Origin of the sequence: uncultured Ralstonia sp. (assembly GCA_913056305.1) — a bacterium.
Lineage (GTDB): Bacteria > Pseudomonadota > Gammaproteobacteria > Burkholderiales > Burkholderiaceae > Ralstonia.
Map to the genome: position 1 here is coordinate 1 of CAJXMR010000040.1, position 24,774 is coordinate 24,774.

Genomic DNA, 24,774 nt, shown 5'->3' on the forward strand with positions numbered 1-24,774 from the left:
CGCCAGTGCTAGCTTTTCGTACCGTCACTTATTGCACTGAAAACGAGGAGACCCCTACTACCGCCAGCGCGCCAGCGTCGGCCTGATCATCGCCGAAGCCACGCAGGTTTCGGAGACTGCCCAGGGCTACACGAACACCCCCGGCGTCTACACGCCCGAGCAGATCGCGGCCTGGAAGACGGTAACCGACGCCGTGCACGCGCAAGGCGGCAAGATCTTCCTGCAGATCTGGCATACGGGTCGCATGTCGCACTCGCATTTCCAGCCGGACAATCAGGCACCGGTGGCGCCTTCGGCCATTGCGGCCAATGCCAAGACGTATATCAATGGCCAGGGCTACGTCGAATGCTCGCTGCCGCGCGCGCTGGAAGCTTCGGAAATTCCGGAGATCGTGAATGACTTCCGCGTCGCCGCAGCCAACGCGATCAAGGCTGGCTTCGATGGCGTCGAAGTGCATGGCGCGCACGGCTATCTGCTCGATGCCTTCCTGCGCGATGGCACGAACAAGCGTACCGACGCCTACGGCGGCAGTATCGAGAACCGCGCCCGCTTCCTGCTTGAAGTCATGGCGGCGGTGACTGCCGAAATCGGTGCCGATCGCGTGGGTGTCCGACTGGCGCCGGTGTCGCCGGTCAACGATGCGGTGGAAAGCAATCCGCAGCCGCTGTTCGAATACGTCGTGCGTGAGCTGGAAAAACTCCATCCGGTGTACATCCACGTGGTCGAAGGCTACACGGGTGGCCCGCGCGACAACGTGCCGTTCGACTACGAGGCGCTGCACCGCCTGTACTCGGGCGTGTGGATGCTCAATAACGGCTACAGCAAGGAAATGGCCGAAGAAGCGATCCGCGCCGGCCGTGCCGACATGGTCTCGTTCGGCCGCAAGATGATCACCAACCCCGACCTGCCGCGTCGCTTCCGTGAGAACCAGCCGCTGAACAGTCCGTTCGAGGACGCGTCGCTCTACGGTGGTACTGGCCCGCACGGCTACGTCGACTATCCGGCATTGGCCTGATCTTCGGCATTGCGCGCTCTACGGGCAGGTTTGCATCCGGGCCTATGTCCTTAGGTCCGGATCGCGGCAAGCTTGACGTAGAGCGTGCTTCTTGAAATCCCCAGCGTTCTGGCGGCCCTTGAAAGGTTGCCGCGCGCATCGTTGATGGCGGCGAGTATCGCCTGCCGCTCCAGATCGTCGAGGCGGCCAGACGCTGCCGATATCGGTATCGGGGCCAGAGCCGTCGCGTCTCCGGCCGGCCCGGATTCGACGAGGGAGGACAACATCGACACATCGATGCCATTGTTCTCGCCGAGCGCGAACATGACCTCGAACACGTTCTGTAGTTCACGAATATTCCCGGGCCAGCGATAGCGCACCAGTGTCTGATAGACCGACGGTTCGATCCGCTTCGGCGGGCACCCGTACTTGCGCGCGAGCTTGTGGTTGAGGTGATTGACGATGGACTCGATATCGCCAGGCCGGTCGCGCAAGGCCGGAAGCTGCAGACTGACCGCGCAGAGACGGTGGTACAGATCCTCGCGAAAGCGCCCGGCGGCAATTTCCTTCTGCAGATCGCGGTTGGTCGCGGCGACAAGTCGCACCGATACCTGCCGCTCCCTCGTATCCCCCAGACGAACCACCACGCCATCCTGCAGCACACGCAATAGATGCGGCTGCATGTCGAGCGGCATCTCGCCGATCTCGTCGAGGAACAGCGTGCCGCCTGCGGCCTGTTCGAATTTTCCGGGATGGCCGCCGCGACGCGCCCCCGTGAAGGCGCCTTCCGCGTAGCCAAATAGCTCGCTGGCCAGCAATTCGCGCGTCAGAGCGCCGCAATTCACGGCAACGAATGGACCGTCGGGCCGCTTGCCAGACCGATGCAATGCGCGTGCGAACAGCTCCTTGCCCGCGCCGGTCTCACCGACCAGCAGCACGGGCAGATCGAGCGACGCGATACGGCGGGCGCGTGCCTTGGTGGCGGCGAGAATTTCGCTCTCGCCGATGATCTCGGTGAACGGGTCATCCGTTGTCACCGCAGTCGGGGCGGCGGGGAGTGAAATGCTGGTCCGGCCCGGGCGTGCCGCGAGTGGAATCACGAGCATCGTGCCGAGCAGTCCTTCGCGATCCTTGACCGTGTGAAGCCATTCGGGCCGCAGCCAGCCCGGGCGCTGACGTATTTGATCGACCTCCGTCTGTGTGAGGTCGAGCCCTGGTATCGCGCTGCCGGTCTCCAGCGCGAAACGTACACCATGGGCATCCCCGGCGGCCTGCGAGTGGCCGTTGATACGAACGACACGGCCGCGGAAATCGGCAAGGACCACGAAGTCGCTGGCATAGCGCACGAAATCGTCGATGGAGCGGGCCAGCAGCCGCTCGTGCATCGCCACGTCGCGCCGAGCCAGCTCGCTCTCGATCTGCCGGGCCGCCGCCACCACCAGACCGAGGGTGTGCCCGTGGAATGACTCCTTCACGCCCGATACATCAACGACGCCAAGCAGGTGACGTCCGAACGGATCGAGTATCGGCGCGGCGGCGCAGGTCCAGCGTTTGACGTCCCAGCAGAAATGCTCGCTGGCATGGATCTGCACCGGCGCGACGGTGGCGATCGCGGTGCCGATGGCATTGGTGCCGATCACTTCCTCACTCCAGCATCCGCCCATGGCAAGGTTGACTTCCTCGCCGACGCTGCGCACGCGGGTCGAGCCATTGAGCTGAAGGATGGTGCCGTCGGTGTCGCTGAGCATGATCAGCGTGCCGCATTCGCGCAAGATGTCGCGCAGGCCTTCGAGCGCCGGACCCGCTGCGTCGCAGAGGTCACGGTTTTGGGTGCGCAGTTGGCGAAGGCGATCGTCGGCGGCGCCCGGCGCCGAATGCAGGGTCGGGTCGACAGCCTCGGAACGACACCGCTGCCAGGAAGCGAGGACAACTCTGCGTACGCCATCCCCCTCATGTGGATGATGGGGATGGTCCCGCAGGAAGCGTTCCCAGGCCGAGGCCACGACAGGTTCGTCGCTGATGCGGGGGACCAGAGTGCCGTAGTGGGTGAACGGCATGGAGCGATCACTCTCAGTTGATTCCGGCAACCGTAGCCCCACGCTTTTCGCAAGTCAACAATTCTCTTTGCAATCAAGGGTTTGTGCTGTGCAGCAGGGGCGCGAAAGTGTCCGGAATCCGGACACTTTCGCGTAGACGTCCGGAAATTGCACAACGTTGGGCGTTGATTGCCCCATGCCCGAACTGGCCAGTCGGTGACGGCAAGGCATTGATTTCAATCACATGTGATCGGCTCCTGCAGGTGCCAATGCCGCCTGGCATGTCCCTTGCCATGAAGGGTGTGTGGGACCTCCCACGACGATGACACCAATGACAGGAGACAACATGCAATCCCACTCCACCGTACAGGTGATGGGCATCGATGCAGGCGGCACGATGACCGATACATTCTTCGTGCGCTCGGACGGCCGGTTCGTGGTCGGCAAGGCGCAGAGCAACCCCGGCGACGAATCGCTGGCCATCTACAACTCGTCGGAGGATGCGCTGGCGCACTGGGAGCGCACCGTGGATGACGTCTACCCGGAACTGCTGACCTGCGTGTATTCCGGCACGGCGATGCTCAACCGCATTCTTATGCGCAAGGGCCTGGACGTCGGCCTTATCTGCAATCGCGGTTTCGAGCAGATCCATTCGATGGGGCGTGCGCTGCAGAGCTATCTGGGCTACGCATTGGAGGACCGCATTCACCTGAACACGCATCGCTACGACGAACCGCTGGTGCCTGTCTCGCGCACGCGTGGCGTGACCGAGCGCACGGATGTGCAGGGCAGGGTCGTCATTCCGCTGCGAGAGGAAGAAGTCCGGCAGGCCACGCGCGAACTGGTGGAGGCCAAGTCGCAGGCGATCGTCATCTGTCTGCTGCAATCCCACAAGAACGAGTCCAGCGAACAACGTGCGCGCGACATCGTGCAGGATGAACTGACGAAGCTGAAGGTCGATGTCCCGGTGTTTGCGTCGGTGGACTATTACCCGTCGCGCAAGGAAAGCCACCGGATGAACACCACAATCCTCGAGGCCTACGGCGCGGAGCCCTCGCGGCAGACGCTGAAGAAGGTCAGCGACCGCTTCAAGAAACACGGTGCCAAGTTCGATCTGCGTGTGATGGCCACCCATGGCGGCACGATCAGCTGGAAGGCGAAGGAACTGGCGCGGACGATCGTGTCGGGGCCGATTGGTGGCGTGATCGGATCGAAGCTCCTGGGCGAGGCGCTGGGCGACGAGAACATCGCATGCTCGGACATCGGCGGCACCAGCTTCGACGTGGCGCTGATCACCAAGGGCAACTTCGCGATCAAGTCGGACCCCGACATGGCGCGCCTCGTGCTGTCGCTGCCGCTGGTGGCGATGGACTCCGTGGGCGCGGGCGCTGGCAGCTTCGTGCGGCTTGACCCGTACAGCAAGTCGATCAAGCTAGGGCCCGACAGCGCCGGCTACCGCGTGGGTACCTGCTGGCCGGAGAGCGGGCTGGATACGGTCACCGTCTCCGACTGCCACGTCGTGCTGGGCTATCTGAACCCGGAGAACTTTCTTGGCGGTGCGATCAAGCTCGATGTGGAACGCGCCCGCCAGCACATCAAGGTACAGATCGCAGATCCGCTCGGGCTGTCGGTCGAGGACGCGGCAGCAGGGGTAATCGAATTGCTGGACCTCACGCTGTCCGAGTATCTGCGCGCCAACATCAGCGCCAAGGGCTACAACCCTGCCGAGTTCACATGCTTTTCTTACGGCGGCGCGGGCCCCGTGCATACCTACGGATACACCGGCGGCGTCGGCTTCAAGGACGTGGTGGTGCCGGCCTGGGCGGCTGGCTTCTCGGCCTTCGGCTGCGCCTGCGCGGACTTCGAGTATCGCTATGACAAATCGGTGGATCTCGGTGTCGGGCAATTCGCACCGGACGCCAGCAAGGAGACCGCGTGCCGGATCCTGCAGGAAGCGTGGTCGGAACTGGCCGTCAAGGTGATCGAGGAGTTCCGGACCAACGGCTTTGATGCCAGGGACGTCGTGTTGATCCCGGGCTACAAGATGCAGTACATGGGGCAGCTCAATGATCTCGAGATCGTCTCGCCGGTAGCCACCGCGTCGTCCGCCGAGGACTGGGACCGCATCGTCGACGCGTTCGAGAATACCTACGGGCGCGTCTACGCCAGTTCGGCCCGCTCGCCGGAACTGGGCTTTTCGATCACGGGAGCCATCCTGCGCGGCATGGTGGTCACGCAGAAGCCCGTGCTGCCAGAGGACCCGGACGCCGGTCCAACGCCACCCGGGGAGGCCTACCTGGGGGTTAGGCCCTTCTACCGCCACAAGGAATGGATGGATGCCGCGCTCTGGAAGATGGAGTCGCTCAAGGCCGGCAACCACATCGTGGGTCCCGCCATCATCGAATCCGACGCCACCACGTTCGTGGTGCCGGGCGGCTTCGAAACCACGATCGACAAGCACCGCCTGTTCCATCTCAAGGAAGTCAAATAAGGAGACACATCATGAACATGATGAGCAACAAGGAAGTCGGGTTCGCCGATCTGTTGAAGAACGGCCAGACCCTCAAGGAATTTCGCGACGCCATCCTCGCCCGTACCGAAGAATCTGGCCACTACAACGGCCTTACCAGTCTGGACTTCCGGGACAGCGACCCGATCGGATACGAGAAGCTGTTTTCCAAGCTGCGGGGTGGACTGGTCCATGCACGTGAAACCGCCAAGAAGATTGCCGCCAGCCCGATCGTCGAGCAGGAGGGCGAGCTCTGCTTCACGCTGTATAACGCGGTCGGGGACTGTGTGCTGACCTCCACCGGCATCATCATCCACGTGGGCACGATGGGTGCGGCGATCAAGTACATGATCGAGAACAACTGGGAGGCCAACCCCGGCATCCATCCCGGCGACATGTTCACGAACAACGACTGCTCCATCGGCAACGTGCACCCATGCGACATCGCTACGATCGTGCCGATCTTCTGGGAAGGCAAGCTGATCGGCTGGGTGGGCGGCGTGACGCATGTCATCGACACGGGCTCCGTAACGCCAGGCTCCATGTCCACGGGCCAGACGCAACGCTTCGGCGACGGCTACATGATCACGTGCCGCAAGACGGGCGCGAACGATGTGCCGTTCCGCGACTGGCTGCATGAGTCGCAGCGCTCGGTACGCACGCCGAAATACTGGATTCTCGACGAACGGACCCGCATCGCCGGCTGCCACATGATTCGCGATCTGGTGGAGGAGGTGATCCGCGCCGACGGCATCGAGGCCTACGAGAAGTTCGGCTACGAAGTCATCGAGGAAGGCCGCCGCGGGCTCCTGAGCCGCATCAAGGCCATGACGCTGCCAGGCAAGTACCGCAAGGTATCGTTCGTCGACGTGCCGTACAAGCATCCGGACGTGCAGGTCTCCAACGCCTTTGCCAAGCTCGACTCCATCATGCATTCGCCGGTGGAAATGACGATCCGCCCGGACGGCAAGTGGCGCCTGGATTTCGAAGGCGCGAGCCGCTGGGGTTGGCACACGTTCAATGCCCACCAGGTGGCCTTCACCTCGGGCATCTGGGTGATGATGTGTCAGACCCTGGTGCCGACCCAGCGTATCAACGACGGCGCCTACTTCGCCACCGAGTTCCGGCTGCCCAAGGGCACATGGTGCAATCCCGATGACCGGCGCACCGGCCATGCGTATGCCTGGCATTTTCTGGTGTCCGGCTGGGCGGCGCTGTGGCGTGGTCTCTCTCAGTCGTACTTCAGCCGTGGCTATCTGGAGGAAGTGAACGCGGGCAACGCCAATACTTCCAACTGGCTGCAGGGTGGCGGCATCAACCAGGATGGCGAGATTCACGCGGTCAACAGCTTCGAGGCCAGCTCCTGCGGCACAGGCGCGTGCGCAGTCAAGGACGGTCTCAACCACGCCGCTGCCATCTGGAACCCGGAAGGCGACATGGGCGACATCGAGATCTGGGAGATGGCCGAGCCATTGCTCTACCTGGGCCGGAACGTCAAGGCCAACTCCGGCGGCTACGGCAAGTATCGCGGCGGCTGCGGCTTCGAGACCCTGCGCATGGTCTGGAACGCCCAGGACTGGACGATGTTCTTCATGGGCAACGGCTTCATGAACAGCGACTGGGGCATGATGGGTGGCTATCCGTCGGCCACCGGGTATCGCTTCGAAGCGCACCGCACCGGGCTGGAACAGCGCATTGCCAGCGGCGACTCATTGCCGCTTGGCGGCGACATCGACCCGGCCAATCCGGACTACGAGCGCCATATCGACGCCACCGCCGAGGTCAAGCGCGACAAGCAGTGCATCACGACCGAGGACTGCTATGCCAACCACGATCTCTACCTGAACTACCTGCGCGGCGGCCCGGGCTTCGGCGATCCACTCGATCGGGACTCGAAGGCAATCGAGGCGGACCTCAACCAGAAGTTCTTGCTGCCTGAGTATGCGCAGAAGGTCTATGGCGCTGTGTTCGCTCAGGACGCCAGGGGTGTGTTCGCGGTGGATGCCGCCAAGACCAGAAAGCGTCGCGCGGAGATCCGCAAGGAGCGCCTGGCGCGCGCGGTGCCGACGCGCGAGTGGATGAAGGAGGAGCGCGAGCGCATTCTCAACAAGCACGCATCGGTCCAGGTGCAGCACATGTTTGCCACGAGCTTTGCGTTGTCGGAGAAGTTCACGCAGAGCTTCAAGGACTTTTGGAACCTGCCCGAGGCATGGCACGTGAAAGAGGAGGAACTGGGTGTGCCGGCCTATGGCGCCAAGCACCGTATGGATCTGTCGCTGATGCCGGACGTCACCACCGTCGTCCAGGTCGAAGAGTAACCACCGCACTCAGGAGTCGAACCATGTCTGTTTATACCAACGAACAAGTCGACCACCTCGTCGAGGGGAAGCTCGACTGGGAAACCACGTTCCGCATGCTGTCGATGCCCAAGGACGAAAGCCGCTTCGAGCAGTACCTGGCGGCCTTGCAGGCGAAGGTGAGTTTTCCGGACCGCATCGTGCTGCCGCTCAGCCCGCACATGTATATCGTGCAATCGGCCGCCAGCAAGAAGTGGGTGGTCAAGTGCGACTGCGGCCACGAGTTCTGCGACTACCGCGAGAACTGGAAGCTCCATGCCTCCATCTATGTGCGTGATACCGAGGAGGCCATGGCCGAGGTCTATCCGACGCTGATGGCGCCTGATACGAGTTGGCAGGTGTATCGCGAGTACTACTGTCCGTCGTGCGGCGCGATGCATGACGTGGAGGCGCCCACCCCGTGGTATCCGGTGATCCACGACTTCGAGCCGGATATCGACGCGTTCTACAAGGAGTGGGTGCACCTGCCGGTGCCCGAGCGGGCACCAGACTGATCGGGTAGGACAGGTTTGCCGGACGGTGCGAAGCAGCGGGTGGCGCAGCCCGCCCGCTCCGCGCCGTCCGGCGCCCCTCAGTGCGTCACTGCCCTAATGCATCAGCGCGGTTGATTGACCGCAGTAGTCAGGACGCTGGGCAGGCCATTACGGAACTGATAGGCACGTTCCGTGTAGCCCGCCGGGAACAGCACGCCGCTATGCAGCTGGCCATCGCGTAGCGCGAATACCAGCTTGGCGCCTTGTCCCACCGGCCAGGCGTTCCAGCCCAGCCTTGCCACGGTGGCAGCGGCATCGCGCGACATGTCGAAAACCATCACGTTTTCGTTGCGCGCATAGATGGACCACTTGCCGGTGACCGTGGTGTAAGCGGTCATGCCGAGCGGTTGGCCCGGGCTGACCTGCGAACCGAACACCGAGTTCAGCAGCGAGAACTGCGCCGTGCCATCCGCGTTGATCTGGACCTTCACCTGGCTCATCACCGGCTCGATCATCGTGCGGCCCACGAGCTGACGGATCGACGTGAGCGGGCTGGGCAGCGCCGTGTCGTTGATGACCGCCGACGGGTAGGCCGTTGGCAGTCCCGGGGCGATCGGGCACTGGCTGTTGCTCTGGTAGGGGACCGGGCAGCCGCCAAGGTCGATCGGCAGCACCACACGGTCCGTGTCGTATGACTGGATGCCCAGGTAGCCTTGGGTGCCCGCCGGCAGCTTTGCATTCTGCAATGCCGGGGCCAGCGAGGTGTCGGGACCGAACCGGCCGCCTGTTACCGCGTCAAAGGCCGGCAGGTTGCTCATGTCCACGTCGCGCGATTCGTACTGGAACGTAATGCCGGTTACCGGATCGGTACCGGCGAGCCGGTGGCCGATGGTGGTCAGCGGTAGCGGTGCCTTCAGATCGGAGGGCTGGAGGAGCCTGGTCCAGGTGCCGTCGGCCTTCATGTCGAACTCGGACGTCGGATCGCCCAGCGATACGAAGTCGCTGGCGGCCGCCTCCCAGGCGCCGCCGGCGGTCTGGCGTGCCTGGTAGTCCTTGCGCAGCGCATTGTTCTGAATCTGGATGACGGCTTGCGTGGGGGAGCCCAGGTTCGTCATCAGCGAATCGATGTAGCTGTACACCGGCGCCGCCAATACCTTGGAGGCATCGGCCAGCGTGTACAGCGGCTTGGCGGCCTGGGTATCGACATCGGCCTGCGTCACAGCCACGTCGCCCTTGGTGACCATCGCGTTCAGCACGTTGCGCACGATCGTGGCATCGGCCTTGCCGTCCTTGGCCAGCGAGGTGATCGTGTCGATGATGGCGATGGCCTTCGCGGTGGTGGCAGCGTCGCCATTGGCCACGAAGTCGGCCGTCGGATCGACGTTGCTGCCCAGCAGTGCCTGTACCGCGCGTACCGCTTCATCGCGACTCATGCCGGCTTCCATCTGGGGTAGTCGTCCTTTTCGTGCATTTTCTTACGGTTTCCCCGCAAAGCCTTTGCTGATAAGGCATCCCAGGCAATGCCGACAATTGTCTGCTGCCATCAAGTGACTTCGGGAGTACGATGTGCGCCCGCGATTTCGGATCGCGTCACCTGGATGGGGGTGGAAGATGCCGGGCTTGGAATTTCGCTATGTGGGGCGAGACAGCTTGCCCACCCGTTTGTCGGAGTTCGATGTCGAGCAATATTTCGCGCTGACCGCCAGCGACATCGCCGCGATCAACCAGAAATTTCGGCGTGCCGGCCGTGCGGGAGCCGCCATCCAGTTGATCTTTCTGCGCGCGAGTGGCCATACGCTTGACCAACTCAACACACTCCCCCGTCAGTTGCTGCGCTACGTGGGCGAAAAACTCGGCGTCGAAACCCCGACAATCGCCTCGCTCCGCACCATCTATCAGCGATACCCGACGCTCTACGAGCACCAAGTCTGGGCCTGCCAATACCTCGGTCTGACACGCATCGATGACGACCAGTGGACCGGGCTCGAAGCTTGGATGCGACAGGATGCCGCCGAATCGCTGACGCTTGATGAGTTGGTCCAGCACGCGCACTGCTGGCTGTATGAGCGGCGGATTCTGATTCCCTCCACGCGGTCGCTGCAAGACGTGGCCCGTTCAATCTGGGCGGGCATCGAGCGCGATCTGCTGGCCACGATTGAAGCGGTCGTCCCGCTGGTGCAGATAGCGCAAGCCGAGGCTGCCGTGTTCGCGCAGCATGCCGCGTCGGGGACGACCGTGCTGGAATGGCTCAAGACTCCGCCGGCACGACACAGCCCGTCGACCATGAGCGAGACGCTCGCCAAGATCCGGTTCCTCAAGGATCTCGGCGCGCATACCTGGGCGTTTGATGCGATCCCGATCGAGAAACAGCGTGCCTACGGCCAGCGTATCCAGGCGCGCCGCCCCGCCAAAGTCCGAGAATTGAAGGCCTCGACGCGCACGATTGAGTTGGTGTTCTTTCTGCGCGTGACCCTGCTGGAGTTGACGGATGCGATGCTCTACCAGACCGGGCGACGCGTCTCCGACCTGGTTCGGCAGGCTTACAACAAGACCACGACGAAGCAAGCCCGCTCGGCGGTCGAGTACCGGCAGCAACTGGTCGAGATCAAGGGGTTGGTCGACGATACCCGCCGCTCGGCCGAAGAACGGCTGGCGGACATAGGCAAGCTGCTGGAAGGCTTGTCTGCCAAGCCCCCGGCAAGCCACGCCGCCAGCGTGCGCGAAACGCTCACGGAAGATCACCACCGTATCCGCAACCTCATAGCTCCCCTGCGGGAATTGGAATTTGCCAGCAACGGCAATGATCCGGCCATGCGGCAGCTTGAGTTCATCGGTAGTCTGCACGACCAGGGCGCGACAGAACTGCCACCCGATTGCAATGTACCGGTGAGCGTGAGCTGGCGTGACCTGGTCGACGGCGAAGACCGCAAGTGCGCGTTGCGCGCGATGGAGGCCAGCGCCATCATGGGCTTGCGCAAGGGGCTGCGTCGCGGCACGGTGTGGATCAGCCATAGCCTGTCGTTTCGGGAGCGCGACCAGTTGCTGATCCCGCCGGCACAGTGGGAGTCCGAGCGGGACCGGTACCTGTCCTCGCTTGGCTTGCCGAACCAGGCGGACACCTACCTCAACCGCCTCACGGATCATCTGAAGGCAGGCCTCGCGGCGTTAGACGAGGCCCGTGAGGCGGGTCACTTCACGATTGACGCGACCGGTGTGCTGCATCTCTCGCCGCTCGAAGCGGCGGAAACCGACGGCACACCCATGCGCACCCGTGATCTGCTCTTCAAGGACATCGGCAGCGCGCAGTTTGCCGACATGATCCTGGAGATGGATGCCCGTACCAATTTCAGCGAAGTGCTGCTGGCGCGCAAGGCCCGTGATGCGCACGAACTGATCTCGCTCTACGCCGCGCTGATCGCTCACGGCACCGAGCTTGAGGCCAAGGGCGTTGCAGCCATGATCCCGCAACTGGATACGGCTCACGTCTCAACGGCGATGCGTGCGCTTGAGATGCCCGGGCGGTTGCGTCGCGCGAACGAACGGGTGGTGGAATTCCAGCGCACGCACCCGATCACCGAACTGTGGGGGACTGGTCAGCAGGCGTCGAGCGATTCGATGAGCCTGGACACGTCCCCGTACCTGTTCTATGCGCGCGCTGATCCACGCCGTCGCACCCATGCCGTCGGGATCTACACGCACGTGCTGGATCAGCACGGCATCGCCTACAACCAGCCCATGGTGCTCAATGAACGCCAGACCGGCGTGGCGATCGAGGGCGTCATACGCCACAACGAGACCCGCACCGACGGCGGGCTGCTCCGGCTCGCGGTTGACACCCATGGCTATACGAACGTGGGGATGGCGGTGTCCAAACTGCTCGGTTTTGACTTGTGCCCCTGGCTGCGCAATCTGGCGGAGCGCAAGCTGTACTTGCCGCGCGGCCTGCAGGTGGCGGACGGATTGACGGCCGCCGTCTCGCATGATATTTCGCTCAAGGCTATTCGCGACGGCTGGGATGGCTTGCTGCGCCTGGTGGCTTCCATTTACTCCGGCCGGGTGAGCGCCATCGTCGCCCTACAGCGGTTCGGCAGTGCCGCGCAAGGCGACCCCATCCACCGGGCAGCCGATCACCTGGGCAAGATGCTGCGCACGCTGTTCCTGTGCGACTTCTTCAGCAATACCGAGTTCCGGCGGGAACTGCGCACGTTGCTTAACCGTGGCGAATCCGTGCACCAGCTCCAACGGGCCATCTACTCCAGCAAGGTTCCGCATGATCGCGGGCGCCGCCAGGACGAAATGATCGCGATTTCCGGGTCGCTCACACTGTTGACGAATCTGGTGATTGCCTGGAATACCCAACGCATGCAGGCGACGGTGGATACCTGGCGTCGCAAGGGACAGCGGATCGACGACGATTGGCTGCGCCGCATGGGGCCCGCACACTTCGCGCATGTGAACTTCCGGGGCATCTTGAGCTTCCCGATCCACCTGTACCAGGACTCGCTATTGGAGGCGGCACCCAGGCGGCGCGCGAGCGGTACCTGAGAACCAACCCGCCATCGGGCAACCAGGCTCGGCTGATACGCGAACCCTTTCGCGCGATCAACTCCAGTAGGTGTCGGTCACCGGGTCGTGCAGCGTGACCTCGACAAAGCAATTGCAGAGATCCGCCTGATCGTGCATGTCCGCGAGCAACTCCTCGATGGCTTGCTCCAGCTCCGGCCCGGCAGCGAACGGCATCACGATTTCGTAGCGGGGGCGGCGCTGCTCAACCACGCGCATCTGGTACTGAGACAGACAGAACTGCTCGATCCAGCGGCGCGCCTTGGACTTGCCGCGCACGAACTTGCTGTTGCGCTCGATCGTCAGGTCCACCGTCAACCGCGTTTCGGGCGCAGGCTTGGGTGGGACTGCGGGACGTCGTTCGGGCACCGGCGCCGAGGGTATGGTGGCCCGTGGCGGCACGAGTGGCGCCGGCGGTGCCAGCGCGATTTCGATCCGGTGCTGCGCGAACGGGTCCGCCGCGTCGATGTAGCGCATGGCCGAGCGGACATCCTTCCAACCGACGTACTCCATCAGCATCTTGAGGTCCCACTGGTTCGCGTTTGCCCAAGTCGCAAAGCCGCGCCGCAGCGAGTGACTGCTGTAGCGATCCGCCTGTGGCAGGCCGGCATCCTGGAGCAGCGTTCGCAGCAAGGGCACGACGCTGCTGGCCTGCAGGCCTTCGTCGCCGATCCGCCCCCAGCGATCAATGCGCCGAAAAACCGGGCCTTCCGCCAAACCGGAGGCGGCCAGCCAGGCCTCATAGGCCGCCACCGGGCACAGACGCGACAGGGCTGGTGCCCGGTGCGTCGTACCGGCGTGGCTGCGGTCGGTCTTGGTGCGCGGCAGGAAGATGGTCATGCCGCGACCGGGTTCGACGGTGATGTGCTCGATTTGCAGCCGGCTCAGCTCGTCTGACCGGAAACCCCGCCAGAAGCCGATCAGCACCAGCGCCTTGTTGCGGGTGTGGACTTGGAGCTGGTGGCCGTCTCTGGCCGTCGAGGCCGTGGCGATTTGGGCATCGAGCCACGCCACCAACTGCTCCAACTGGGTGAGCTGTAAAGGCTTGGCGCGCCGCTCCTGTGCCGGGTGTAGCGCCTGGATTCCCTTGAGCACCTTCCGCACGTGTGGTGCCCGGGTCGGATCTGGGAACCCTTGCAAGACGTGCCACTGTGCGATCGCAGCAAGTCGCTGGCGCAGCGTGTTAATGGCAAGCGTCTGCGCATGGTCAGCCAGGTACCGCGCGATGCTGTCAGCGCTCGCAGGCAGGAAGCCGCCCCATTCGACCTCGAAATGCCGAATCGCCGACTGGTAGCTACGCCGCGTATTGTCGCGCGTGGCGGCCTCGATGTAGCGCTCAACGTTGGACATGACCCTCTGCGTGCTGTCTCGCTGTCGCAATTGTCTCTCAACTGCATGCTGGGCCGCACAATAGAAAGTGCTGGCCAGAGGGTGGCCGATACCTTGCATTCAAAGTGGCCGTGCACTAAAAATCATATCGATATCTATGGAGATATCGAGCCTTTAGGCAAACGATACGCACCCGGTCGAATACAAAAACGGGACGGCGCCGCGCACGCGAGGCTCAACTCTTCCAGTGGGAGGGGAGACACATGTCCTTGAGTCGCAGGCAGTTCCTGAAGGCGACGGGTGGTGCCGCCGCTATTGGTACGACCGGCAATGCTGCCTCGGCAGCCACCGCGCAACCAACTGCAGATCCGGGCCGCACAACGCTGCCATACCCCGCCAAGACGGTGACGCGCATTGATCGGTTGCGTGTCAATGAGCCCATTGCATTCCTCTATCCCGACGCATCCTCGCCTTGCACCGTCATCAAGATGGGAACACCGGTGCCGGGCGGCGTCGGTCCGGACAAGGACATCGTGGCCTACAGCACGCTGTGTACACACATGGGTTGCCCGGTTACTTACGATGCGGGAGTCCGCGCATTCAAGTGCCCCTGTCACTTCAGCATGTTCGATCCGGAAAAATCAGGTCAGATGGTGATCGGGCAAGCCACTGAGAACCTTCCGGTCATCGCGCTCGAGTACAGCGCAAAAGACGGCACCGTCAAAGCAGTGGCGGTCGAGGGATTGATTTACGGGCGTCAAGCCAATCTGCTGTAAAAGGGGCCACTGCCATGGCGACCAACAAGGATCGGATGGCGTTGCCACCCGTCACCGCTCAGAAAAGCAATCTGACCTGCCATTTCTGCATCGTGGGCTGTGGTTACCACGTCTACAAATGGCCTGAGGAAACGGAGGGCGGACGAGCGCCCGGACAGAACGCGCTTGGGCTGGACTTCCGACGGCAAGTCCCGCCGCTAACGGCGATCATGACCCCCGCCATGCAAAACACGGTCAGCGACCGTGACGGGCGGCGCTACAACATCATGATCGTTCCGGACAAGGCGTGCGTGGTCAACAAGGGTCTGTCGTCGACGCGCGGCGGGCAACTGGCCAAGGTGATGTACAACCCCGATGGCGTTGGGAAAGAACGCCTGCGCAACCCGAGAATCTATGTATCCGACCAATGGGTGGATACCAGCTGGGAGGATGCGCTGGCGCTATACGCGGGGCTGATCAAACGCATCCTCGACCGCGACGGCCCTGATGGGCTGGCGTTTGATTGCTTCGACCACGGTGGCGCCGGTGGCGGCTTCGAGAACACCTGGGGCACTGGCAAGCTGATGTTCACTGCCCTGCAGACGCCCCTCGTGCGCATCCATAACCGGCCAGCGTACAACTCGGAGTGCCACGCAACGCGCGAGATGGGCGTGGGCGAGTTGAACAACAGCTACGAGGACGCGGAGTTGGCCGATGTCATCGTCGCCGTCGGCTGCAATCCATACGAAACGCAGACCAACTACTTCCTGGCCCATTGGCTGCCGAACCTGCAAGGCCAGACGGTGGACAAGCGCAAGCAGCGCTTCCCAGGGGAAACTCCTGTGCCGGCGAAGATCATCTTTGTCGATCCGCGGCGCACCTCCACTGTTGCGATCGCGGAGCAGGTTGCCGGCAAGCCCAATGTGCTGCATCTCGACATCGAGCCCGGAACAGACACGGCCCTGTTCAACGGTTTGTTCACGTATGTGATCGACCAAGGCTGGCATGACACTGCGTTCATCGCGTCGTACACGAAAGGATTCGATGCTGCGATGAAGGCCAACCGCATGTCGCTCGAGGAATGCAGCCGCGTCACGGGGCTCCCCGTGGAGAAACTGCGGCAAGCTGCGGAGTGGGCCTATAAGCCTGGTGTGTCGGGGCAACGTCCCAGGACCATGCATGCGTATGAGAAAGGCATCATCTGGGGCAACGACAACTATCTCATCCAGTCCGCCCTGGTGGACCTCGTGCTGGCCACCCACAACGTGGGCCGACGCGGCACCGGCGTGGTCCGCATGGGTGGCCATCAAGAAGGTTATGCGCGTCCGCCATACCCGGGTAAGTCCAAGATCTATGTCGACCAGGAGATCATCCGAGGCAAGGGGTTGATGTACACGGCGTGGGGCGCGAATCCGTTCCAGACGACACTCAATGCGCAGGAACATCGCGCCGTCATCCTGCGCCGGTCGGGCATTGTCAGGGAGGCGATGGCCCGCCTGCGCGGGCGCCCAGCGGGCGAGTTGGCCGATGCTATCTACGACGCCGTCCGCAACAAGGGCGGCCTGTTTGTGACCAACATCAACCTGTACCCGACCAAACTCGAGGAAGCCGCGCACCTGATGCTGCCCGCTGCGCATCCTGGTGAGATGAACCTCACCTCCATGAACGGCGAACGCCGCATTCGCCTCTCGCAACGCTTCATGGATCCCCCGGGCACCGCCAAGCCTGACTGCCTGATCGCGGCCGACATTGCCAACACGCTTAAGCGGATGTACGCAGCGGAAGGCAAAGCGGACATGGCCGCGCGGTTTGCGGGATTTGACTGGCGGTCCGAAGAAGACGCTTTCAACGACGGCTTCCGCCAGGCGGGTCAACCAGGTGCGGGCAAGATCGACAGCCAAGGGGGAGATACGGGCCACCTCGTCACGTACGCGCGCCTGCAAGCGATGGGCAACAACGGCGTGCAGCTCCCGGTCAAGGAATATCGGGACGGCAAGCTGCTCGGCACGGAGATGCTCTATACCGACGGCAAGTTCGACACGACCGACGGCAAGGCAGAGTTCAAGCTCGCAACGTGGGCAGGGCTTCCCAAGCCAGTGGCCGACCAGAAAGCCAAGTACAAGTTCTGGATCAACAACGGACGTGTCAATGAGGTTTGGCAGACGATGTACCACGACCAGTACAACCGGTTTGTGCGCGCACGTGTCCCAATGGCCTATCTGGAGTTGAACCCCCAGGATGCTGCAGGGCTCTCCATCAAGTCCGGCGACGTCGTGGAGGTCTACAACGACTACGGCTCGACCTACGCGCTCGCCTATCTGGAGTCGACCATCAAACCGAGTCAGACCTTCATGCAGTTCGGGCATTTCAACGGTGTGATGGGTAACGTCACTACACCGTGGACCGACCGCAATGTAGTTCCGTACTACAAGGGCACGTGGGCAAACGTGCGTCGAGTCGGAACAGTGGATGACTTCAAAGACACCGTCAGCTTTAAGCGGCGTCACTTCGATACAGCCTGACGACGGGCGGGACTTCGCCACACGGCCTTCACCTTCTCCGTGGATAATGGGCACCGCCCTGAGGGGCGGCAGCGAGGCTGCGGCCTCATCCCAAGGAGAGTGTTGGTGAACCGTGTCGATGTCGTGGTGGTTGGAGGTGGGCAAGCCGCCTTGGCGACTGCCTATTTCCTGCGTCGCGCCGGAATTGCCTTTGCGATCCTCGACGACCAGCCCTCGCCAGGAGGTGCCTGGCAGCATGGGTGGGATTCCCTGCACCTATTCTCGCCGGCGCAGTGGAGTTCGCTACCAGGCTGGCTCATGCCGCCTTCACCTGACCCGTATCCCTCGCGCGAGCACGTCGTTCGCTACCTGTCGGAGTACGAGCGCCGCTATCAGTTCGAGGTGCATCGCCCGGTGCGCGTTGAGTCGGTCTCTCCTACCTCGGATGGGCTGCTCGTGGTCACCAACCGAGGCGAGTGGTTGACCCATGCCGTGGTAAGTGCCACCGGCACCTGGCGTCATCCCTATGTGCCACACTACCCAGGCACCGAGTTGTTTGCAGGTATCCAAGCGCATTCGTCACACTACCGTGCCCCGACTCTACTGCAGAATAAGCGCGTGCTCGTCGTAGGTGGTGGCAACTCGGGTGCGCAAATCCTGGCGGAGGTGTCCCGCGTCGCGGATGCCTCATGGGTCACGCTTGAGGCCCCGCTGTTTTTGCCGGATGAGGTGGATGGACGGGTTCTCTTCGAGCGCGCCACCACGCGTTGGCGTGCGCGGATGGAGGGCCACCCGGACCCATTCCCGGTCGGTGGCCTGGGCGATATTGTGATGGTGCCGTCGGTCAAGGAAGCACGCGAGCGCGGCGTTCTGCGCAGCGTTCGGCCCTTCGAGCGATTCACGGCGGACGGCGTGATCTGGGGTGGTGGCAAGCGCGAACCCATCGATGCGGTCGTGTGGTGCACGGGCTTTCGTCCGGCGCTCGGCCACCTTGAGGCACTCGGCCTCGTGCGCTCGGACGGCACGGTCGAGACGCACGGTACACGCAGTGCGCGCGAGCCCCGGCTATGGCTGGTCGGCTATGGTGAGTGGACCGGCTTTGCCTCCGCCACCCTGATCGGTGTCATGCGTAGCGCGCGTGAGACGGCAGCTGAAATCCAAACCTACCTTTTCAACTTGAAATCTGGAGCACAAGCATGAGTGTGACCATCTACCATAATCCTGCTTGCGGGACCTCCCGCAATACCTTGGCGATGATTCGCAATGCTGGCATCGAGCCGACTATTGTCGAGTATCTGGTGACGCCGCCATCTCGCGATGAGCTGATTTCACTGGTTCAGCGCGCGGGGCTGACGGTGCGCGAGACCTTGCGCGAGAAAGGCACACCGTATGCGGAACTGGGCCTTGGCAATGTCGAGCTGACCGACGATGCGTTGCTCGATGCGATGATGCGCCATCCAATCCTCATCAACCGGCCGTTTGTCGTGACGCCACTCGGCGTCCGACTGTGCCGCCCATCGGAACTGGTGCTCGACATCCTGCCGCAGCCGCAGCAAGGCCCGTTCACGAAGGAAGATGGAGAAGTGGTGATTGACGCGACTGGGCAGCGCGTCGGGTGAAGGATTGGGGCGAGGCCCGCGCGCTGTTGGCGTTGGCCTCGCCCGGTGACATTAAAGCCCGCGCTGGTACCAGCGTCGTGAGCCGTTGACAATCTTCACCACAGCCAGCATCAGGGGCACCTCAATGAGTACGCCCACCACCGTAGCAAGCGCGGCCCCAGACTTCAGGCCAAACAGGCTGATAGCAGCTGCTACGGCCAGTTCAAAGAAGTTCGACGCGCCGATCAGGCAGGACGGCGCAGCAACATCGTGCGGTACCCCGAGTCGCCGGTTTGCCAGATAAGCCAGTGTCGAATTGAGGATGACCTGGATCAGGATCGGAATCGCCAGGAGCAGGATGACGGTCGGCTGTTCGATGATCTGCTCGCCCTGGAACGCGAAGAGGAGCACCAGCGTCAGCAACAGCGCAGCGATCGAGAACGGGGCGATCTTGCCGAGCGCGCGTTGGAATGCCGCCTCGCCGCCGCGCAGGAGCATCTTGCGCAGGAGCTGCGCAATGATGACTGGGATGACAATGTAGAGCACGACTGAGGTGAGCAGCGTGTCCCATGGCACCGCGATGTTCGAGATGCCCAACAGTAGCCCCACCACCGGCGCGAAGGCAAAGACCATGATGATGTCGTTCAATGCCACCTGCGACAGCGTGAAGTAGGGGTCGCCCTTGGTCAACTGACTCCATACGAACACCATCGCGGTACAAGGCGCCGCCGCCAGCAGAATCAGCCCAGCGACGTAGCTGTCGATCTGGTCGGCCGGTAGCCACTGGACGAACACGTGCCGTACGAACACCCAGGCAAGCAGCGCCATCGTGAAGGGCTTGACTGCCCAGTTGATGAACAGCGTGACGCCGATGCCCTTGATCTGCTTGCGAACCTTGCCCAGCGAGCCAAAGTCGATGCGCAACAACATCGGGATGATCATCACCCAGATCAGCACCCCCACCGGGATGTTGACGTGCGCGACCTCAAGGCCAGACACGGTCTGGAACAAGCCCGGCAGCGTTTTCCCGAGCACGATGCCCACGATGATGCATAGTGCCACCCAGACCGACAGATAGCGCTCGAAGAATCCAATGCCGGTTGCAGGTTGTTCTGCGGCCTTCACCGCGGATTGGTTTCCCGCCATCCTTACTCTCCCTTCGCCGACAGTGTCGTGCCGATTTTCTGCAGCTCATCCTGCACCGCGAGGCGGTCCAGCTTGGAGAGCGGCAGATTGACGAACAACTCGATGCGCTTGCGCAGTTGAACGTAGGCGTTCAGGAACGCCTTGTGTTTGTCCTCGTCCGTTCCTTGTGTTTCCGACGGGTCGGGCACACCCCAGTGGGCCTTGGCGGGATGGCCCGGCCAGATCGGACAGACTTCGCCAGCGGCGTTGTCGCAAACGGTGAAGACGAAATCAATGACCGGTGCGCCAGGCTCCGCGAATTCATCCCAGCTCTTGCTGCGCAGATGTTCTGTGGAGATCCCCTGCGACTGCAGCAGGTCGATGGCAAATGGGTTCGGGGTGCTACGCGGATGGCTGCCAGCGCTGTAACCAACGAAGCGGTCGCTAGCCAGGGTGTTGAGCGCTGCCTCAGCAAGGATCGAGCGCGCGGAGTTGTGCGTGCAAAGGAACAGAACGTTGTATTTGCGTTGTTCAGCCACCGGATTTTCTCCAAAAGGGCCGCGAAGGATGCGGCGCGATGTATCGATATCTCCAATATATTGGAAATATCGCATCGCAGCAAGAGGCGACCTTTCAAACTCTAGGCGTTGAGGCCTGTGAGGTCTGGGGAGTCACAAAAATTTCATCGTGCCGCCCCTTGTCACGGAATCGTCACGAACTAGACTTAGTATCCCGACGCTTGTGACGTATCTAGAGTTATCGAATTGTAGTCACCAATCGAGGACAACGATGAAAACGCGGTTTATGCAAGTTGTGGCGGGTGGGGTCGCGACGATGGCGCTGTCAGTGGCAGCGCATGCGGTAGAGATTACGGGTGCGGGTTCGACCTTCGTCTACCCGATTCTCTCCAAGTGGTCGTCAGCCTACAACGGCGCGTCGGGCAACAAGGTCAATTACCAGTCGATCGGCTCCGGCGGTGGTTTGGCTCAGATCAAGGCCGCAACCGTCGACTTCGGCGCAAGTGACATGCCGATGTCTGCGGCGGACCTGAAGACCGCAGGCCTGGGGCAGTTCCCCTCGGTGATCGGTGGCGTGGTGCCGGTCGTGCACCTTGATGGTGTGGCGCCCGGCAAGATTCGCTTCACGGGTTCGATGCTGGCTGACATCTACTTGGGCAAGATTCGCAAGTGGAACGATCCTGCGATCGTGAAAGCGAACCCCAGTCTGAAGCTGCCCGATACCAACATCACCGTAGTGCATCGTTCCGATGGCTCCGGCACGACCTTCAACTGGGTGAACTACTTGTCGAAGGTGAGCCCCGAGTGGAAATCCAAGGTCGGTGAAGGCACGTCGGTCGCGTGGCCCGTCGGCGTCGGCGGCAAGGGCAATGAAGGCGTCGCTGCCTACGTGAACCGTCTGAAGAACTCCATCGGCTACGTGGAGTACGCGTATGTCCTGCAGAACAAGATGACGTACGGCTCCATTCAGAACAAGGCCGGAAACTACGTCGAGCCGAACGCCAAGTCGTTTCAGGCAGCAGCCGCGACGGCGGACTGGTCCAAGGCGCAGGATTTCGACTTGGTTATGACCGATGCGAGTGGCCCGGATGCATACCCAGTAACCGCGACCACGTTCATCATCATGTACAAGCAGCCCAAGACGCCAGCCCAGTCGCGTGCCGCTATCGATTTCTTCAAATGGGCGCTGGAGAAGGGCCAATTGCAGGCTCAGTCGCTTGACTATGTGCCGCTGCCTGAGCCTCTCGTCAAGCAGATCGAAGCGTACTGGTCGAACAACTTCAAGTTCTAAGCCGACTCTCCGCCAGCCGGGAGGAGCCTAGGCTTCTCCCCGACACGACCGACCGCACATGCGTACCACAGCCGAAGAGATGCAAGAGGATCTATCCGCCACCCGCCGTGCCGATTCCAGTGGGGCTCACTTGGCATACCGGACGCGCGAGCGGCGGCTCTCCGACGAACTGGCAGACCGCATGTTCAAATTCGCCGCGGCCTCTGCGGCGATCTTTGTGTTTGCGCTACTGCTTGGGGCTGCATTGTCGATGCTGTGGGGCGGGCGCCTGGCGTTCCACACCTTCGGCTGGAGCTTCATCACCAGCACTGACTGGGATGCCGTCGCGCATAAGTTCGGCGCACTGGTTCCTATCTACGGCACCCTGGTCAGTTCGTTCCTCGCCCTGGTGATCGCCGTGCCGATCAGCTTCGGCATCGCGATGTTCTTGACCGAGATCGCCCCGAACTGGATGCGAGGCCCAGTCAGTACGGCCATTGAGCTGCTGGCAGCCATCCCCAGCATCATCTACGGGATGTGGGGGCTGTTTGTTTTTGCGCCGGTTCTGGCGGACTATGTGGAACCGTGGCTGATCGACCACCTGGGGTCGGCTTGGCTCATCGGGCCACTGTTTTCAGGCGCACCCATTGGCCTGGGCATGCTGCCGGCCGGCCTCATCCTCGGCATCATGATCATCCCGTTCATCACCGCGGTGATGCGAGATGTCTTTGCCGCTACGCCTCAGATGCTCAAGGAATCGGCGTTCGCGCTGGGTGCCACCCGCTGGGAGGTCATGCGCAAGGTCGTATTGCCCTATACCCGCTCGGCTGTGATCGGAGCGATCTTTCTGGGCTTGGGGCGCGCGCTTGGCGAAACCATGGCTGTGACCTTCGTTCTCGGCAACGCTCACGAGCTTAGTGTGTCACTGCTGCAGCCGAGCAACTCGATCGCGGCCACCTTGGCCAACGAGTTCACCGAAGCGGATTCGCCGATCTACCTGTCCTCGCTGATCGCGCTGGGTTTCGTCTTGTTCGTCGTCACCTTCATCGTGTTGGCGTTCGCCAAGCTGCTACTGCTCAGACTCAACCGTATGGAAGGAGCCAAATGATGGCGACGATCGATATGCGTAAATTCCGCCGGCGACGGATCGTCAACAACATCGTGTTCTTGTTCTCGGTCCTGTCCACGGTGTTTGGTCTGTTCTGGCTCTTCTGGATTCTCGCGACAACCGTCATCAACGGTTTCAGCGCGATGTCGCCGGCGCTCATTACCAAGATGACGCCGCCACCGGGCGAAGACGGCGGGATTTTGAACGCGCTCTACGGCAGTTTCTTGATGATCGGGATTGCAACTGCGATCGGTGTCCCGGTCGGCCTGATGGCGGGAACCTACCTTGCCGAGTACGCTCGCCGTACCCGTTTAGGCGGAGCAATTCGCTTCATCAACGACATTCTCCTGAGCGCGCCGTCCATTGTGATCGGCCTCTTTGTCTATGAACTGATCGTCCGCCAGGTCGGTCACTTCTCGGGGTGGGCTGGCGCCGTAGCCCTCGCCATCATCATGCTGCCGGTGGTGATCCGTACCACTGACGAAATGCTCCAGCTTGTCCCCGACAGCATGCGGGAGGCAGCCTTGTCGCTCGGCATTCCGCGCTGGAAGATCAATTCACGTCTGCTGATGCGAGCAGCAAGCGCGGGCATCGTGACTGGCGTGTTGCTGGCCATTGCGCGCATCAGTGGTGAGACGGCGCCGCTCCTGTTCACGGCGTTGAACAACCAGTACTGGTCAAGTACGCCCAATGGGCCCTTGGCCAACATTCCGGTTGTGATTTTCCAGTTTGCCATGAGCCCTTACGAGGCCTGGCACGCGCTTGCATGGGCAGGAGCATTCATCATGACCGCCTTTGTTCTCGCCTTGGCCATTTTCTCCCGCATGTTCTTCAATCGCGCACATGGCACCCGATAGCATGCTGACGCCCCCCTCTGGAAAGACTCGCATCAGCGTGCGAGGGCTGAATTTTCACTATGGCCGCCGGCAGGCGCTGTTCGATATCAACGCCGATTTCCCGGAAAAGCAGGTGACGGCCATCATCGGGCCGTCGGGTTGCGGCAAATCGACACTGCTGCGCGTGCTCAACCGGATGTACTCGATCTACCCCGACCAGCAGGCAACCGGTCGGGTCGAGCTCGACGGTCACGATATTCTCGCGGATGGCTACAAGCTCAGCAGGCTGCGCTTGGCGGTGGGCATGGTGTTCCAAAAGCCCACGCCGTTCACCATGTCTATCTACGACAACATCGCGCTGGCGATCCAGCATCACGAAGCACTGAATCGCACCGAGTTGGATGATCGCGTCGAGTTTGCGTTGCGTCAGGCGGCACTGTGGGATGAGGTCAGCCAGAAACTGCAGCAGAGTGCTTTGGCGCTCTCGGGTGGACAGCAACAACGCTTGTGCATTGCCCGCGCCATTGCAATCAATCCTGAAGTCTTGCTGCTGGACGAGCCAACGTCAGCCTTGGATCCGGTGGCGACCGGCAAAATCGAAGAGCTCCTGCATGGGCTGCGCAAGCGTTACACCATCGTCATGGTGACGCACAACATGAAACAGGCCGCTCGCGTCTCGGAGAAGACTGCCTTCATGCACATGGGTCGCCTTGTCGAGATGGGGCCGACCGAGCAGGTCTTCTCGAGGCCGACACAGAAGGCGACCGAAGACTACATCACCGGCCGGTTTGGCTAGGAGCAC

Annotated in this window: 17 protein-coding genes and 1 pseudogene; 13 read left to right on the forward strand and 5 right to left on the reverse strand. The window is 62.2% G+C overall.

Annotation, left to right across the window (positions count from 1 at the left end; all coding sequences use genetic code 11):
- Nucleotides 1-55: 55 nt before the first annotated feature.
- A pseudogene (locus tag QZ609_RS09345) lies at nt 56-1,015 on the forward strand (alkene reductase); the annotation flags it as partial.
- A gap of 50 nt (nt 1,016-1,065) precedes the next feature.
- On the opposite strand, the gene QZ609_RS09350 reads toward QZ609_RS09345, so the two are convergent.
- Nucleotides 1,066-3,051 carry a sigma-54-dependent Fis family transcriptional regulator gene (locus QZ609_RS09350; protein ID WP_008644289.1) on the reverse strand — a complete coding sequence of 662 codons (1,986 nt, stop codon included), beginning with the start codon at nt 3,049-3,051 and terminating at the stop codon, nt 1,066-1,068.
- Nucleotides 3,052-3,376: 325 nt separating this feature from the next.
- Here QZ609_RS09350 and QZ609_RS09355 point away from each other — a divergent pair, with 325 nt between their 5' ends.
- From QZ609_RS09355 to QZ609_RS09365, 3 genes are read left to right on the forward strand one after another with little or no spacing between them, the layout of a single operon-like run.
- Entirely contained in the window at nt 3,377-5,521 is a 2,145-nt protein-coding gene (locus QZ609_RS09355) for a hydantoinase/oxoprolinase family protein (RefSeq protein WP_008644287.1), read from the forward strand.
- An 11-nt stretch (nt 5,522-5,532) separates the two neighbouring features.
- A complete protein-coding gene (locus QZ609_RS09360) occupies nt 5,533-7,857 on the forward strand; it encodes a hydantoinase B/oxoprolinase family protein (protein ID WP_008644283.1) in 2,325 nt (774 codons plus the stop codon).
- A gap of 23 nt (nt 7,858-7,880) precedes the next feature.
- Nucleotides 7,881-8,390 (forward strand): acetone carboxylase subunit gamma, encoded by a 510-nt coding sequence (locus QZ609_RS09365; protein WP_008644281.1) that lies wholly within the window; start codon nt 7,881-7,883, stop codon nt 8,388-8,390.
- 101 nt (nt 8,391-8,491) lie between these two features.
- On the opposite strand, the gene QZ609_RS09370 is transcribed toward QZ609_RS09365, so the two are convergent.
- Nucleotides 8,492-9,802 (reverse strand): hypothetical protein, encoded by a 1,311-nt coding sequence (locus QZ609_RS09370; protein WP_295493674.1) that lies wholly within the window; start codon nt 9,800-9,802, stop codon nt 8,492-8,494.
- A 178-nt stretch (nt 9,803-9,980) separates the two neighbouring features.
- Between QZ609_RS09370 and QZ609_RS09375 the strand changes: the two genes are divergently transcribed.
- The gene (locus tag QZ609_RS09375; RefSeq protein ID WP_182611471.1) at nt 9,981-12,914 is read left to right on the forward strand and encodes a Tn3 family transposase; all 2,934 of its coding nucleotides are present in this window, start codon (nt 9,981-9,983) and stop codon (nt 12,912-12,914) included.
- Nucleotides 12,915-12,971: 57 nt separating this feature from the next.
- Here the strand turns inward: QZ609_RS09375 and QZ609_RS09380 are convergent, their stop codons facing one another.
- Nucleotides 12,972-14,282 (reverse strand): site-specific integrase, encoded by a 1,311-nt coding sequence (locus tag QZ609_RS09380; RefSeq protein WP_182611472.1) that lies wholly within the window; start codon nt 14,280-14,282, stop codon nt 12,972-12,974.
- Nucleotides 14,283-14,524: 242 nt separating this feature from the next.
- Between QZ609_RS09380 and QZ609_RS09385 the strand changes: the two genes are divergently transcribed.
- The 4 genes from QZ609_RS09385 (at nt 14,525) to arsC (ending at nt 19,136) form a co-directional block, all read left to right on the forward strand.
- Nucleotides 14,525-15,037: an arsenate reductase (azurin) small subunit gene (locus QZ609_RS09385; protein WP_182611473.1), complete on the forward strand. Its 513-nt coding sequence runs from the start codon at nt 14,525-14,527 to the stop codon at nt 15,035-15,037.
- A 14-nt stretch (nt 15,038-15,051) separates the two neighbouring features.
- A complete protein-coding gene (locus tag QZ609_RS09390) occupies nt 15,052-17,538 on the forward strand; it encodes an arsenate reductase (azurin) large subunit (RefSeq protein ID WP_182611474.1) in 2,487 nt (828 codons plus the stop codon).
- A 102-nt stretch (nt 17,539-17,640) separates the two neighbouring features.
- Nucleotides 17,641-18,717: an ArsO family NAD(P)H-dependent flavin-containing monooxygenase gene (locus tag QZ609_RS09395; protein ID WP_182611492.1), complete on the forward strand. Its 1,077-nt coding sequence runs from the start codon at nt 17,641-17,643 to the stop codon at nt 18,715-18,717.
- Nucleotides 18,714-19,136 (forward strand): arsenate reductase (glutaredoxin), encoded by a 423-nt coding sequence (gene arsC / locus QZ609_RS09400; protein ID WP_182611475.1) that lies wholly within the window; start codon nt 18,714-18,716, stop codon nt 19,134-19,136. Before QZ609_RS09395 ends, arsC begins: the two co-directional genes overlap by 4 nt.
- Before the next feature lie 51 nt (nt 19,137-19,187).
- On the opposite strand, the gene arsB is transcribed toward arsC, so the two are convergent.
- Both arsB and QZ609_RS09410 read right to left on the reverse strand, forming a co-directional pair.
- Nucleotides 19,188-20,261 (reverse strand): ACR3 family arsenite efflux transporter, encoded by a 1,074-nt coding sequence (gene arsB / locus QZ609_RS09405; RefSeq protein WP_182611476.1) that lies wholly within the window; start codon nt 20,259-20,261, stop codon nt 19,188-19,190.
- Between the two features lie 2 nt (nt 20,262-20,263).
- On the reverse strand, nt 20,264-20,779 hold the full coding sequence (locus QZ609_RS09410) for an arsenate reductase ArsC (protein WP_182611477.1): 516 nt from the start codon (nt 20,777-20,779) through the stop codon (nt 20,264-20,266).
- 250 nt (nt 20,780-21,029) lie between these two features.
- Here QZ609_RS09410 and pstS point away from each other — a divergent pair, with 250 nt between their 5' ends.
- The 4 genes from pstS to pstB are packed head-to-tail and all read left to right on the forward strand — an operon-like array spanning nt 21,030 to nt 24,768.
- On the forward strand, nt 21,030-22,049 hold the full coding sequence (pstS, locus tag QZ609_RS09415; RefSeq protein WP_182611478.1) for a phosphate ABC transporter substrate-binding protein PstS: 1,020 nt from the start codon (nt 21,030-21,032) through the stop codon (nt 22,047-22,049).
- A gap of 58 nt (nt 22,050-22,107) precedes the next feature.
- On the forward strand, nt 22,108-23,136 hold the full coding sequence (gene pstC / locus QZ609_RS09420) for a phosphate ABC transporter permease subunit PstC (protein WP_259394751.1): 1,029 nt from the start codon (nt 22,108-22,110) through the stop codon (nt 23,134-23,136).
- On the forward strand, nt 23,136-23,993 hold the full coding sequence (pstA, locus tag QZ609_RS09425; protein WP_182611494.1) for a phosphate ABC transporter permease PstA: 858 nt from the start codon (nt 23,136-23,138) through the stop codon (nt 23,991-23,993). The genes pstC and pstA overlap by 1 nt, the downstream gene beginning before the upstream one ends.
- 1 nt (nt 23,994) lies before the next feature.
- Nucleotides 23,995-24,768 carry a phosphate ABC transporter ATP-binding protein PstB gene (pstB, locus tag QZ609_RS09430; protein WP_220489788.1) on the forward strand — a complete coding sequence of 258 codons (774 nt, stop codon included), beginning with the start codon at nt 23,995-23,997 and terminating at the stop codon, nt 24,766-24,768.
- The last annotated feature ends 6 nt before the right edge of the window (nt 24,769-24,774 follow it).